We start from the raw sequence: 12340 nt of genomic DNA, 5'->3' as shown, positions 1-12340 counted from the left end.
GGGGAGGATCGTGTGACGTCGCACGGTGCTGTGCGTCACATCACATCCAAGAGTATGTCAGACTTTTGGATGAAAGACCTAAATGTTACAAAGGTCACATGTGCTGTTGGTCACCGGTCGGGCGTTCCGACCACGCGGCGACGCTCCCTCAGCAGCGCCTCCAGCAGCTCCGCCATGTGGACTGGAGCCTCCACGCGGTACTGCGCTTGGGTGAAGTCCAAGCCGACTTTGATGCCCACGTCATCACCCATCAGCCGGCCCAGGGCATCCTCATCCGTGACGTCATCCCCGGCGAACAGTATGGCCGTCGCGCCGGTTGCCTGCCGGAGGAACTCCACAGCCTCACCCTTTGAAGCGTGGACTACCGAGGTTTCCAGCACCCGCTTGCCCGTCTTCAAATAGACACCTGCATATTCGCGGAGCACGCGCGTAGCGGCTTCCACAGCGTCCTCGGCAACGTCGTCCTTTGCCATCCTCGTATGGAGGACGACACCGGCAGGCTTGTCTTCGAGCACCGTCCCGGGAGCCGTCTCCACGATTTCCTGGAGCACATCACGAACTGCAGCCAGCGTTGTGCGCTGTTCCTCGTCCAGTTCCAAACCGTGGGAGCCTTCGCCCAGCCAGACCTCTGCCCCGTGGCTCCCAACCAGCAGCGTGGCGGCCGGAGGGGAGGCGACCAGCCGCAAGCTGTCCAATGCCCGGCCTGAGATGAGTGCCGTCGTCGTGCATGGAAGTTCGGCGAGTTCCGCCAAAGCGGCGGCGGACCGCGGGAGCGGCCGGGCGTCCTCTGCGCGGTCCACCAGAGGGGAGAGCGTGCCGTCGAAGTCGAGGGCCACCAAGAGATGCTCGGTGTTGGCGATGCGTCGGATGGCGTCCAGCAGTTCGGGCTTCAAGGACAGTTTCTCAGCTGTCATCGCGGACCACCTTTTCCTCAAGTGCGGCCAGGAACTCGGCCGACCAGTGATCGACGTCGTGATCCAGGATCTGCTTCCGCATCAGTTTCATGCGACGGCGGGCCTCTTTGGGCTCGAGGTTGACCGCGCGGAGGATGGCTGATTTGAGGCCGTCGATGTCGTGCGGATTGATGAGGAATGCCTGCTTGAGCTGGTCGGCGGCGCCGGCGAATTCGCTCAACACCAACGCCCCGTTGTCATCGGCGCGGGCGGTCACATACTCCTTGGCCACCAGGTTCATGCCATCGCGCAGCGCGGTCACCAACATGACGTCGGCGGCCAGGTACAGCGCCACCATCTCCTCCACCGGGTAGCTGTGGTGCAGGTAGCGGACGGCTGTGTTCTGGATTGTGTCATAGGTGCCGTTGATGTGACCGACGGTGCCTTCGATTTCCTCGCGCAGCAGCCTGTACTGTTCCACGCGCTCGCGGCTGGGGCTGGCCACTTGAATGAGCGTGGCGTCCTCGACCTTGATCTGCCCGTCGGCGAGGAGTTCCTCGAAGGCCTTGAGCCGGTGCCCGATTCCCTTGGTGTAGTCGAGCCGGTCGACGCCCAGGAGGATGGTCTTTGGGTTGCCGAGGTCCCGGCGGATCTGCTTGGCACGCTCAATGATGTCCGGATTGCTTGCCAGCTCCCGGATCTGGTCCACGTCGATGGAGATCGGGAAGGCCTGGGCCCGGGCGATGTGGGTGACTTCGCCGTCGGGGCCCTTCACGTGGACCTGCTGCTGCTTGACGCTGGCGCCCAGGAACCGGCGTGCGGAGCGCATGAAGTTGCCGGCATCGCTGGGACGCTGGAAGCCCAGAAGGTCCGCCCCCAGCAGGCCGTCGATGATCTCGCGGCGCCAGGGCAGTTGCGCGAAAATTTCCGGCGGAGGGAACGGGATGTGGTTGAAGAAGCCGATCTTCAGGTCCGGCCGGGCCTGGCGCAGCAGGCGGGGAACCAGTTGGAGCTGGTAGTCCTGGACCCACACAGTGGCACCGTCCGCGGCGTGGCGGATGACGGCGTCGGCGAACTTCTTGTTGACCGTCCGGTAGGAGTCCCACCACGTACGGTGGAACTCCGGCGGGGCGATAACGTCATGGTAAAGCGGCCAGATGGTCGCGTTGGAAAAGCCCTCGTAATACAGTTCAACTTCGTGGCTGCTGAGCTGGACCGGGACCAGGTCCATGCCTTCGTGGCTGAAGGGCCGGACCGTCTCGTCGGGGGCCCCATGCCAACCCACCCACGCGCCGTCGGACTTTGTCATCATGGGGGCCAGGGCCGTGACCAGGCCGCCGGGCGAACGGCGCCAGCCGTCACCGCCGTCGCCGTCGCCGTCACTGCTGCAACGGTCTACGGGCAGCCGGTTGGAAACCACCATGAAATCGAACGTGCTGGCCGTAGGCTTCTTGGTTGGAGAAGCCTTGGGGGCTTGTTCGGTACTGAGTTTTTCGCTTGCCGGTTCCTGCATTAACGCTCCCTGGGGTTGCTGTGACTCAACTCCCAGCCTACTAGTGGAATCTTCACGGGCAGTTGATCGTTCAACAACCGGGCGGGAGGGTGTGCGGTAGAGCTCCAAGTTCGCTCCCGTAAACTGTCCCCGTTGCCCTAGATATTCACTACGACGTCGAGTAACCCGAGGAACTGATGAGCCCCGCAAACGAATCCCGCCTGTCCAAGGCTGAGCGCACCGCCCAGGCACGGGAAAAAGCGCGCGCAATCCGCGAAGAGCAGTTGAAGAAAGAGAAGCGCAACAAGCTTCTGGTCGGCTGGGGCATCGTGGTTGCCATCGTTGTCATCATCGCGGTGGTGGCGTTCGTGGTTGTTGGTAACGTCCAGAACAACGCGCCGATTGCCGACAACGGCCCCACCCCCGCAAACGGGAACGTCCACGGTGGCGTCACTCTGCTGGCCAACAGCGAGGTTGTGAAGTCCGAACCCGCCAGCGTCAACGTGGCCGATGTTCCTGCTCCGCTGGCCAGCAAGCCCGCAACCGTGACTGTTCCCGGTGGCGAGGCTGAGGCCGGAAAGCCGGTCAAGGTGGTCGCCTACATCGACTTCATCTGCCCCGTCTGCAAGCGTTTCGAGACCACATACGGTGACTCGCTGACCAAGCTCCGCAACGATGGAAAAATCTCCCTCGAATACCGCGCTCTTGGCTTCCTGGACCAGCAGTCCACCACCAACTACTCCTCGCGGGCGGCCAACGCTGCGGCCTGCGTGGTGAACTCTTCCCCGGAAAAGTACGCGGACTTCTTCAACCTCCTCTTTGAGCGCCAGCCGGCTGAAGGCAGCGCAGGCATCTCTGACAAGGACCTGAAGGCCATGGCCACCGAGGTAGGTGCGGCAAACATCGACTCCTGCGTCGACAGCAAGCAGTACCGCCCCTGGGTGAAGGTTGCTACGCAGGAAGCCGCAGCGATCGGCGTCACGGGTACGCCTACCGTTTTTGTCGACGGCAAGCAGTGGGACGGCTCCACGGACCTGAACGCTGAAATCCAGACGGCCATCACGGCAAAGGGCTAAGCCTTCCTTGAATTACGACGGCGGCCGGTCACCCCTTGCTGGGTGACCGGCCGCTGTTTGTTTTGAGTCTCGTGGTACCGCCCTGCGTGTGAATTTCGTTGCGGGGGAGGGTGTGGGCTAACCTTGTCTAGCGTTGTTTCGGCGGCGCTGTTGTGTTGTTTCGCCTCCTTAGCTCAGTTGGCCAGAGCACCGCTCTTGTAAAGCGGGGGTCGTCGGTTCGAATCCGACAGGGGGCTCCACGAACCCCTCCATTCCGGCGCTTGCCGGGATGGAGGGGTTTTTCTGCTGCTCTGTAGAACGCGTCCGGTCTTTATCGATGCCTGTTTCTGCGTCCTGCCCGGTCGGCGAAGGCGTCCAGGGCTGCGATGATGTCCGGAGCCACCCAAACCCGGGTGCCGCGGATTTTTCCGGCGGATGCCAAGACGCCCGCGTGTTCCAGCCGTTCCACTGCCCGGTAGGCGGTGGCCATGGAGGCCCCAGTGTGTTCGGCGACCATTTCAGCCGTCAGTGCCGGCTCCTTTGGTACCAGGTCCAGGACTTTACGGACGGATGAGGGTGCACCCGCCAGGCGTTCCCTGTAGCTTGCTTCTACCGCCTCAATGTCTGTCGTCAGTTGCCGGCCGTTGTCGACGGCGCGGACAGCGGACTCGGCAAAGCGCTCCACGATCGGCTGGATGTCCCCTTCGCGGTAGGCGCCCAGTGCGTGGAAGTACAGGCGGGTATCGGTCAGCAATCCCGAGGACACGGGCACGGTGACGTTCTCGGTGACGCCCTTAGCACGCAGCAGGGCGCTGACGATGGCTCGCCCGGTGCGGCCGTTGCCGTCGGCGAATGGGTGGATGGTTTCGAACTGGGCGTGCGCGATCGCCGCTTGGGTCAGGGCCGGGATGTCGTCACGCTGCATGAAGGTCACCAGGTCCTCGACTGCCGGCATCACCCGATCCGGGTGGGGCGGGACGAACTCGGCCGTGTGTGGGGAGTTGCCGCGGATCCAGTTCTGCGCGTCCCGGTACTCACCGGCGATGTTTTCGTCTGAGGCGTTCAGCAGGGCGTGGTGCATGACCGCGATGTTCTGCACTGACAGGTCCTCGGACAGGTCGATCGCAGCCTGCAGGGCCCTGACATTGGAGGCGATCAGTGAGGCGTTTGTGCTGGAGGTGTCACCAAGCTGGGCCAGGGCGATCTTGCGGGCGCCAGCGGTCAGGTTCTCAATCTGGGAGCTGGAGGCGGACTCGCTGCGCAGTAGCAGCGCCGCGAACGGTGTGGTATCCCGGCCCAGCTCAGAGTCGAAGCGGACCATCTCCACTGTCGCCGCTTCTGCCAACGCCTGGGTTCGGGAATCAATGGCCGGATCCAGGCCAGCGATCTCGGGAGCGACTGCGGCCTCATAGGGTCCGCGGGCCAGCAGCCGCTGCCGTCGGGAGGCGCCACGGTTGGGGTCGGTTTCCCACGGATGCTCCTCATAGCCAATTGCCGGCCAGCCCCCGGCGCCGTCGAACAGGGAGACGCTTGGTTCGGCGTGCGGGTTTGCGGCAAACTGTCCGCCGGCAGGGATGCCGTGCGGGTGTCTAGCCTGGGAGTCCATGGTTTCCTTTGAGAAGGTTTAACCCTGATTTTCTCATAGTGAGTGTGAAATGAGAATATCAGCGTCCCTGGTTCTCATGTTGCCGGCGCTCAGTCGAACGTCTACGACCGCTGCGGACCAACGCTTCTGCCTGAACCGGATGATGGGAGGGAACCAACATCCATGGTCCGCTTGAGGGAAACCTACAAAGTGCCCACCAGCCAACTCGGTGAGGATCCTAAACTCCAGCCGGTCGGATAAGCCGCGCAGCCAGGGAGGCTTGCGTTCACGTCGTGCGGGCAATGAACTGCCGGATCCAATCGACTGTTTCGGGGTGGTCCAAATGCAGCCCGTGACCCCCGCCCGCCACCCGAACCAGAACTGACCGTGGAATGTGCCGGCGGAGGAGAAGTGCATTGGGCAATGGCGTGAGCCGGTCATCAGTCCCATGAAGTATCAAAGTGGGTGCCTTGATGGACCCCAGTTCACTCCACGCATCGTGGTCCCGACTCGCCCTGAAATGCCGGGCTTTGGCCCATGCCGAGGCCGGGGAATTGAAGAAAGCATGCGTCGCCTTAGGATTGCGCCGGACCCAGTCGGCGTCGAAGAAGAGCGGTTCAAGCCGGGACATGTCGCCGCCCACCAGCGCTTCGAGGGCGGCTCTTTCGGGTTGGGTTGCCGGATCCGGCCATTTGCCGCCACTGGTGGCGGCGAGGATCAAGGTGCGGACCGTCTCCGGATGATCAATGGCCAACCATTGCCCAACGCGCCCACCCATTGAGTGGCCGTACACATGTGCGTTGTCCGCTCCGGCGGCGGAGAGGACAGCTGCTGCGTCTTCGGCGAGGAGCCGCGTGGTGTACCGATCGGCGTCACCCCGCCCACTCCGTCCAATCCCTCGGTGATCGAAGCGGATGACGCGGTAAAAGCGCGACAAGAGTTCCGCCGTCGGGCCCCAACCATCCATTGCCGTTGCCTGTCCGGCGATGAGGAGCAGTGGCTCGCCTTCGCCCTCGGACGTCCAGGCGAGTCCGGTGCCGTCGGGCGCTTCGGCGAAGTTCACTGTGCCACTTTATCCCTGCTCCCGGATGCTGGGCTGGGCCCCGGTCCTGGGCGCAATTGCAGCAGGCCGGCAACGGTGAGTCCTGCGGTGAGTGCGAGGGCTCCAGCCCACAGGGTGAGGGCCGCGAGGTCGTGAACAGCCATCTGGGGGAGCCGCCGATCCGGGACGGCCACCACGCCGATGAAGGCTCCGAAAAGGCCAAAGTAACTCCCGGTCATGAAGCGTTGGTGGGCTCGGATGTTGCCTTTGCGTACCGACCATAAGCCGACGGTCAGCGTGCAGAAAGTCAGAACCGAGAGAGCATGGAGCCAGTTGAACCCGCCGTCAATGGTCCGGATCCCGAAGGAGGTAAGCACCACGACGTACATTGCCGCAGCCCAGATACGGCCCAGAATCCTGTGCGCCACACTGCCTTTGTTGCGGCGGAGCAGGTTCACGGCGCCGAAGATCAGCGCGTAGCCTGCGGCGATGGCGTGCAATGCAATGAGGAATGTCCACGGCGAAGGCATACGGCCAGCCTAGCCGTCAGCGCGGACCGATCCGCCTCAGCCCGGTTGAAGGCTACGGAGCTTCGTGTCGCGGGGTTAGGGTGGTCCCGTGACCCAACCACGTGACGACGGCCCATTCTTCCACGGCACCAAGGCAGACCTCCGGGAGGGTGACCTCCTGAGGGCGGGCTTCAGGTCCAACTATCGTCCGGAAGTGATTATGAACCACATCTACTTCACTGCGCTGAGGGACGGTGCGGGACTTGCCGCTGAGCTCGCAGCCGGGGACGGTGAGCCGCGGGTCTACGCTGTGGAACCGACCGGACCCTTCGAGGATGATCCGAACGTGACGGACAAGAAGTTTCCAGGCAACCCCACCCGTTCGTATCGGAGCGCTGCGCCACTCCGCGTGATCGGCGAAGTTACCGACTGGACCAGGCTGGCCCCGGAGGCACTGAATGCTTGGAAGGAACGCCTCGGCGCCATCCTTGTGGACGAACGCGGCGAGATCATCAACTAGTACCAGCGCTTCAGGCCCGGAAGAATCCACCGTGCCGTGTCATGGAGGCGTGGGCCGCGCTGATGAGGTCCGATCGGGCTGCCACGCAGCGGTCCGCGGTCTGCCGGAGGGCCGGAAGCGCGTCGGCAGCGTAGTCGAAGTGGTCTTCCCTGATCATGGATTCGATGGCCCGGCATTGGTGCTCGGTTTCGAGTGCCCCGACCATCGCTGAGCTGATCTTCAGGCTCAGGACAGCGTTGGTGGTCTCTTCCTCGTCTCCCTGTTCCACGGCCCGCGCGATCCGTTCAACGCGGCCGGTAAGCATGGACAGGTACTTGGTGAGGAACCTCAATGCGGGTGCGGGATCGCCGAGGTCATCGGCCAGGCTGCGGAGCCGGTCCAGGTCGAGGCCTTCACGGTTGTTTCGCGGTGCGCTCATCTCCTGGACTTCCTTTCGGGTGTGGACCGGGGACCGGCCTGAAGGGCAAACGGGCCGGCCCCCGGGGCTTGGTGGTGCGGTGGTGGTTACTTGGTGGTTTCGGTGCGTTGGGTGCCGGTGAAGGAGAAGGCGATGGTGGAGGTGGCGCCTTGGAAGGTGTTGTCCGCGGTGGTGGGGAAGGCGGTGGTGACTTTGAGGTTGTCGGTCTTGGTGCTCGTCAGGGAGGTCAGGTTGTTCAGGACCTTGTTCGCGGTGATGACCGGCGCCGAGGCCAGGACGGTGGTTTTGGTGCCGGCGCAGGTGTAGGGGGCGGCGGTGCCGGTCCAGGCAACGGAGCAGTTTTCGATGGTCAGTTGCAGGCCGTTGGTGGTGTCGGTGGTGAGCAGGGATCCGGTGGCGCCGGCGGAGGTGGTGAGGGTGACGTTGTTCAGGTCGGAGTTGCCGGTGTTGGCCAGGGTGACGAGCTTTTCGACTTTGTCCCCGGGCAGCAGGCCCGCGACGGGGACGTTGAGGGTGTTGTTGGCGCCGGTGCCCAGGGCGATGGTGACGGTTCCTGCGGTGACGGCCTGTGAGGCGGAGGTCGAGGAGGTGAACGCGCCGTAGGTTCCCATTCCGGCGACGGCGGCTGCGGTGCCGACCAGTGCGACGGAAGCGAGGATCTTGCCGGAGGTGGTCTTGAGGCTGATGGCCATGGGAATCAGTGTCCTTTCGGTAGGCCACCGTGAGACCGGCCGGCCGTTCTTCGTTCCAGCCTCTCTGGCTGACAAGAACTACTGTGCCGGGCCACCCTCAAGAACCAATCCTGCAAACCCGCAACAGTCCCTCAGGAAAACCTCAAGACTCGCGCCAAACGCAACAGTGCCTCCCCGCAAGGGGGAGGCACCGGCGTCGTTATTCAGTTAAAGCGGTCCTACGGGGTGGGGTTGCCGCCGTTGACGTTCAGCGTTTCGCCCACCACGTAGCTGGATTCAGGCGAGGCGAGGAAGACATACGCCGGAGCGAGCTCAGCGGGTTGGCCGGCGCGGCCCAGGGGAGTCGAATGGCCGAATTCGGGCAGTTCCTCCTTCGGCTGACCGCTGCTGACCTGCAGCGGTGTCCAGATCGGTCCTGGAGCCACCGCGTTCACCCGGATTCCCTTGGGCGCAAGCTGCTGCGCCAGGCCCTTGGTGAAGTTGTTGATGCTTGCCTTGGTGGTGGCGTAATCCACCAGTGTCGGCGAGGGGTTGTACGCCTGGATGGAGGTGGTGTTGATGATGGTTGAGCCTGGCTCCAAGTGCGGGAGTGCGGCCTTGGTCAGCCAGAACATCGCGTACACGTTGGTCTTCAGCGTGTGGTCGAACTGCTCGTCCGTGATGTCGGCGAGGTCCTTCTGGGCCACCTGCTTGCCGGCGTTGTTGACCAGGATGTCCACCCCGCCCAACACAGCGACGGCGGTGTCCACGAGTTCCTGGCAGGTGGTTGAGTCCTTGAGGTCGCCGGGAACCTTGACGGCCTTGCGGCCTGCGGCTTCGATGAGGTTGGCGATCCGGGCCGCGTCTTCTTCCTCCTCGGGCAGGTAGGAAAGGACGACGTCGGCACCCTCGCGTGCGAAGGCGATGGCGGTAGCGGCTCCAATGCCGGAGTCGGCCCCGGTGATGATCGCTTTGCGTCCTTCCAGCCGCCCCGTGCCCCGGTAGCTTTCTTCGCCTAGGTCCGCCTTCGGCGTCAGTTCTGCGTCGAGGCCGGGCTCAGGCTGGTGCTGCTTGGGCGGGGAAATGTGCTCGTAGGCGGTGACCGGGTTTCGGAAGGTGTACTGGTCAGTCATGGTGGTCCTCCTGGTCCTTCATCGTGGAACTCGGACGGAAAAGCTAAGTAGGCTTACGATTTCTACCTTAGGCACGTGGAGGTGTGCGTGCCAAGTCGCAGGCGGATACCCGTGTCTATGCCGCCGAGTGAACGGCGACGGAGGCACGCTCAACAGCCGGGCATTCGATTTTCAAAGCAGCGCCGTCCGGGGCGGCCTCGATGCCCAGCAGCATACGGACGCCGGCCGCCCCGAGCTCGTAGTGGGGCAACGATACGGTGGAGAGCGGCGGGCGAAGGTGTGCTGCGATGACTTCCTGGTTGTCGAACCCCACCACCGCGATGTCGTCCGGGATGGACAGGCCGTTCTCCCGCAGGCCGTCGTACAGGCCCATGGCCATCCGGTCGTTGTAGCAGTAGACGGCGGACACGTCGAGTTCCAAGAGCTCGCCGGTGGCGCCGTAGCCGCCTTCCTGGTCCGGGTAAGCCTCCAGAACCAGTGAAGGGTCGAACGGTATGCCCGCAGCATCCAGCGCTGCACGGTAGCCGGCGAGCCGTCCGTCCTTTGCCGGGGCAGGGGTGGTGGCGTTGATGAAGGCGATCCGGCGGTGGCCTCCGCGGAGGAGGATCTCCGTTGCCGACTGCCCGCCCTGGGCCTCGTCCGGAACCACAGCCCGGGCAGACGGCGAATCCGGCGAAAAGCAGTTGACCAGGACAAAATCGGATTCCCGCAACGTCGACGGAACCTCGGTAGGCCGGTGGAACCAGGTGGAATACAGGATGCCGCGGACCTTGTACTCCAGCATCATGGCAATGGCGTCTTTTTCCAGGTCCACGTTGCCCTCGGTGTTGGCTATCAGGAGCGCGTACCCGTGTTTCCAGGCTTCGTCCTGTGCGCCGTGGATGATCTGGCCGGCGAAGGGGGTGGTAGCAACTCCGTCGGCTACCAGCCCGATGAACTTTGAGGTTCCACTGACCAGGTTCTTGGCCATCGCATTGGGACGGTATCCGAGCTGCCGAATGGCGTCGTTGACGCGCCGGCGCGTTTCGTCCGCGATGCGCGCGTTCTTTTTCTTGTTGATCACCAGGGAAACTGTGGCCGTGGAAACGCCGGCTGCTTCTGCCACTTCGCGGAGGGTCACTGGATGTACGCGGTCCCTTGTGACAGGAACGTCGGGGGTGGCCGCGTTGCCCGGATTTTTCTCCTGCGAAATCATCTGTCCTCCACCAGGAGTATATCCGCCCGTGGATGCCGTCATCCCTTGGTCGCCCCGCTTTCAAGGCCCTGGATCATGGCCTTGTTCAGCACCAGGAAAACCAGGAGCAATGGCGTGATGGTTACGCACACTGCTGCGAAGGTGGCCGTCCAGTCAACCTTGCCCATGGCGCCGATGTAGTTTTGCAGGCCCAACGGGATAGTTTTCAGTTCCTCCGAAAGGACAAACGTGTTGGCGAAAATGAAGTCGTTCCAGATAAAGATGCTGTTGACCAGGACCACTGTGACCACGGTGTTCAATGACAACGGCAGGGTGATGAGACCGAATATCCGGTATGGTCCGGCGCCGTCCAAGGAAGCGGCTTCGTAGGTTTCGCGGGGAATGTATTCGAAGAATGACGAGAACAGGTAAACCGACATCGGGACGGCAAATCCGGCCAGCGGGATAATCATCGACTGATAGGTGTCCAGCAGGTTCACGGTTGAGTAATCGATGAAGAGCGGGACAAGTGCGATTTGGACGGGAACAATAATCCCGACCAGGAACAGGCCGCGAACGAACCGGCTGAAACGGAAGCCCAGAACCTGGATGGCGTAGGCGGCCATCATTCCGAACAAGACAATGAGCAGGTTGGCGCCCATGGTCACGATGAAGCTGTTGAGGATATTCCGGCCCAGGTCTCCCGTTTCGAAGGCGCGGGCGTAGTTCTCCCAGGTGAGGGAACCGGGAAGTGCGAACGGGTCTCCCGTGGCGAAGTCCTGTTCGGTGCGAAGGCTGGTGAGGAACAGCCATGCCAGAGGGTAGACCTGGACAATCACGATGAGCATGATCAGGACCCGCGAGAGGGTCCGGTAGAGGCTGGGCTTGCGGCGCCGCGGCTTGTAAACGGGTGCCGGTGGTGGGGCGGTGCGGTTAGTGGCCGGGGCTGTCTGGGCGATCATGAGTCTGCCTTCCGCTTGAGCATGAACAGGATGAGGCCGACGGCGACGAGGCACTCGATCACGATGAACACGGAGATGGTGCTTGCGTACCCGAAATCGGTACTGGTGAATGCTGTCTTGTACATATACGTAGTCAGCAGCTCGGACGATTGACCCGGGCCTCCGTTGGTCATCAGGTAGGGGATGTCGAACCCGCGCAGGCCATAGGTGGTGGCCATGATGGTTGTGGTGATCCATACCGGGCGGATGTACGGGAACCGGATCTTGGTGAAAAGCGTCCATTTGGAGGCGCCGTCAAGGACCGCGGCTTCTTCGAGCTCCTTGGGTACGGCGATGAGGGCCGCGTAGATGATGAGCATGTAAAGTCCCGTGAAGCGCCAGCCTTCGGGCGCGGACACTGCTGCCAGGACGGTGTTCACATCAGAGAGCCACGCCCGCTCCAAGGACCCCAGGCCTACCCAGTGCAACAACTGGTTCAGCAGGCCCACGGGGTCGATCGAGTAGATGCGCACGAAAAGGAACGCAATGGCTACGGTCGAGATGACGGCGGGCAGCAAGTAGAGGGTCTTGATGAGTTCCCGACCGCGACGCAGGGAGGTCAGCAGGCTGGCGACCACCAGGGCGCCGCCGAGTTGCAGGACCAGGCAGATGACCAGGTAAAGCAGGGCATTGAAGAATGAGCGCCAGAAAATGTCATCGGCAGTGAGCATCCTGACGTAATTCGCCAGTCCGACGAACTCCATGTCGCTGATGCCGTTCCACGAGAAGAAGCTCAGGAACAACGACTGGAGGATCGGGAAAAGCACGGCTGCGCAATAGAGCAGGAGGGGCGGGAGCAGGAATACCAGGACTGATGTCCTTGACCTGTTGGGAAGCATGGTGGGCC

13 protein-coding genes and 1 tRNA gene are annotated in these 12340 nt (G+C 63.0%); 3 read left to right on the top strand and 11 right to left on the bottom strand.

From position 1 onward, the window contains the following. Positions 1–110: 110 nt before the first annotated feature. Together otsB and NEK97_RS06120 are read right to left on the bottom strand one after the other, a co-directional pair. Positions 111–914 carry a trehalose-phosphatase gene (gene otsB / locus NEK97_RS06125; protein WP_257369001.1) on the bottom strand — a complete coding sequence of 268 codons (804 nt, stop codon included), beginning with the start codon at positions 912–914 and terminating at the stop codon, positions 111–113. Beyond that, positions 904–2406, bottom strand: a complete 1503-nt coding sequence (locus NEK97_RS06120; RefSeq protein WP_306672814.1) for a trehalose-6-phosphate synthase — start codon at positions 2404–2406, stop codon at positions 904–906. The genes otsB and NEK97_RS06120 overlap by 11 nt, the downstream gene beginning before the upstream one ends. 176 nt (positions 2407–2582) lie before the next feature. Here NEK97_RS06120 and NEK97_RS06115 point away from each other — a divergent pair, with 176 nt between their 5' ends. Further along, complete coding sequence (locus NEK97_RS06115; RefSeq protein ID WP_257369000.1) at positions 2583–3461, top strand: DsbA family protein; 879 nt, start codon at positions 2583–2585, stop codon at positions 3459–3461. A 162-nt stretch (positions 3462–3623) separates the two neighbouring features. Continuing rightward, positions 3624–3700 (top strand) — tRNA-Thr (locus NEK97_RS06110). A gap of 71 nt (positions 3701–3771) precedes the next feature. Here the strand turns inward: NEK97_RS06110 and NEK97_RS06105 are convergent. From NEK97_RS06105 to NEK97_RS06095, 3 genes are all read right to left on the bottom strand, one after another. Beyond that, complete coding sequence (locus NEK97_RS06105; RefSeq protein WP_257368999.1) at positions 3772–5046, bottom strand: Fic family protein; 1275 nt, start codon at positions 5044–5046, stop codon at positions 3772–3774. A 265-nt stretch (positions 5047–5311) separates the two neighbouring features. Next, complete coding sequence (locus tag NEK97_RS06100) at positions 5312–6088, bottom strand: alpha/beta fold hydrolase (protein ID WP_257368998.1); 777 nt, start codon at positions 6086–6088, stop codon at positions 5312–5314. Next, a complete protein-coding gene (locus NEK97_RS06095; RefSeq protein ID WP_257368997.1) occupies positions 6085–6597 on the bottom strand; it encodes a DUF2306 domain-containing protein in 513 nt (170 codons plus the stop codon). Before NEK97_RS06095 ends, NEK97_RS06100 begins: the two co-directional genes overlap by 4 nt. An 88-nt stretch (positions 6598–6685) precedes the next feature. Between NEK97_RS06095 and arr the strand changes: the two genes are divergently transcribed. After that, positions 6686–7096, top strand: coding sequence for an NAD(+)--rifampin ADP-ribosyltransferase (gene arr / locus NEK97_RS06090; RefSeq protein ID WP_257368996.1), 411 nt, complete (start codon positions 6686–6688; stop codon positions 7094–7096). Between the two features lie 10 nt (positions 7097–7106). Here the strand turns inward: arr and NEK97_RS06085 are convergent, their stop codons facing one another. From NEK97_RS06085 to NEK97_RS06060, 6 genes are all read right to left on the bottom strand, one after another. Beyond that, the gene (locus NEK97_RS06085; protein ID WP_257368995.1) at positions 7107–7514 is read right to left on the bottom strand and encodes an Hpt domain-containing protein; all 408 of its coding nucleotides are present in this window, start codon (positions 7512–7514) and stop codon (positions 7107–7109) included. A gap of 86 nt (positions 7515–7600) precedes the next feature. After that, entirely contained in the window at positions 7601–8206 is a 606-nt protein-coding gene (locus NEK97_RS06080; protein ID WP_257368994.1) for a CalY family protein, read from the bottom strand. Between the two features lie 218 nt (positions 8207–8424). Beyond that, entirely contained in the window at positions 8425–9318 is an 894-nt protein-coding gene (locus NEK97_RS06075; protein ID WP_257368993.1) for a glucose 1-dehydrogenase, read from the bottom strand. A 115-nt stretch (positions 9319–9433) separates the two neighbouring features. After that, positions 9434–10513: a LacI family DNA-binding transcriptional regulator gene (locus tag NEK97_RS06070; RefSeq protein ID WP_257368992.1), complete on the bottom strand. Its 1080-nt coding sequence runs from the start codon at positions 10511–10513 to the stop codon at positions 9434–9436. 38 nt (positions 10514–10551) lie between these two features. Continuing rightward, entirely contained in the window at positions 10552–11454 is a 903-nt protein-coding gene (locus tag NEK97_RS06065) for a carbohydrate ABC transporter permease (protein ID WP_257368991.1), read from the bottom strand. Continuing rightward, positions 11451–12332, bottom strand: a complete 882-nt coding sequence (locus NEK97_RS06060) for a carbohydrate ABC transporter permease (protein ID WP_257368990.1) — start codon at positions 12330–12332, stop codon at positions 11451–11453. The genes NEK97_RS06065 and NEK97_RS06060 overlap by 4 nt, the downstream gene beginning before the upstream one ends. Positions 12333–12340 lie beyond the last annotated feature (8 nt).

The sequence above is a fragment of the Paenarthrobacter sp. UW852 genome (assembly GCF_024608385.1).
Taxonomy (GTDB): domain Bacteria; phylum Actinomycetota; class Actinomycetes; order Actinomycetales; family Micrococcaceae; genus Arthrobacter.
This window is presented reverse-complemented; position numbering and strand designations above follow the sequence as displayed.

Excerpts from the sequence above, each read along its gene's own strand:
- NEK97_RS06095 (WP_257368997.1), bottom strand. The coding sequence starts at position 6,597 with ATGCCTTCGCCGTGGACATTCCTCATTGCATTGCACGCCATCGCCGCA.
- NEK97_RS06080 (WP_257368994.1), bottom strand. The coding sequence starts at position 8,206 with ATGGCCATCAGCCTCAAGACCACCTCCGGCAAGATCCTCGCTTCCGTC.
- NEK97_RS06065 (WP_257368991.1), bottom strand. The coding sequence starts at position 11,454 with ATGATCGCCCAGACAGCCCCGGCCACTAACCGCACCGCCCCACCACCG.
- NEK97_RS06105 (WP_257368999.1), bottom strand. The coding sequence starts at position 5,046 with ATGGACTCCCAGGCTAGACACCCGCACGGCATCCCTGCCGGCGGACAG.
- NEK97_RS06070 (WP_257368992.1), bottom strand. The coding sequence starts at position 10,513 with ATGATTTCGCAGGAGAAAAATCCGGGCAACGCGGCCACCCCCGACGTT.
- NEK97_RS06115 (WP_257369000.1), top strand. The coding sequence starts at position 2,583 with ATGAGCCCCGCAAACGAATCCCGCCTGTCCAAGGCTGAGCGCACCGCC.
- otsB (WP_257369001.1), bottom strand. The coding sequence starts at position 914 with ATGACAGCTGAGAAACTGTCCTTGAAGCCCGAACTGCTGGACGCCATC.
- NEK97_RS06075 (WP_257368993.1), bottom strand. The coding sequence starts at position 9,318 with ATGACTGACCAGTACACCTTCCGAAACCCGGTCACCGCCTACGAGCAC.
- NEK97_RS06060 (WP_257368990.1), bottom strand. The coding sequence starts at position 12,332 with ATGCTTCCCAACAGGTCAAGGACATCAGTCCTGGTATTCCTGCTCCCG.
- NEK97_RS06120 (WP_306672814.1), bottom strand. The coding sequence starts at position 2,406 with ATGCAGGAACCGGCAAGCGAAAAACTCAGTACCGAACAAGCCCCCAAG.
- NEK97_RS06085 (WP_257368995.1), bottom strand. The coding sequence starts at position 7,514 with ATGAGCGCACCGCGAAACAACCGTGAAGGCCTCGACCTGGACCGGCTC.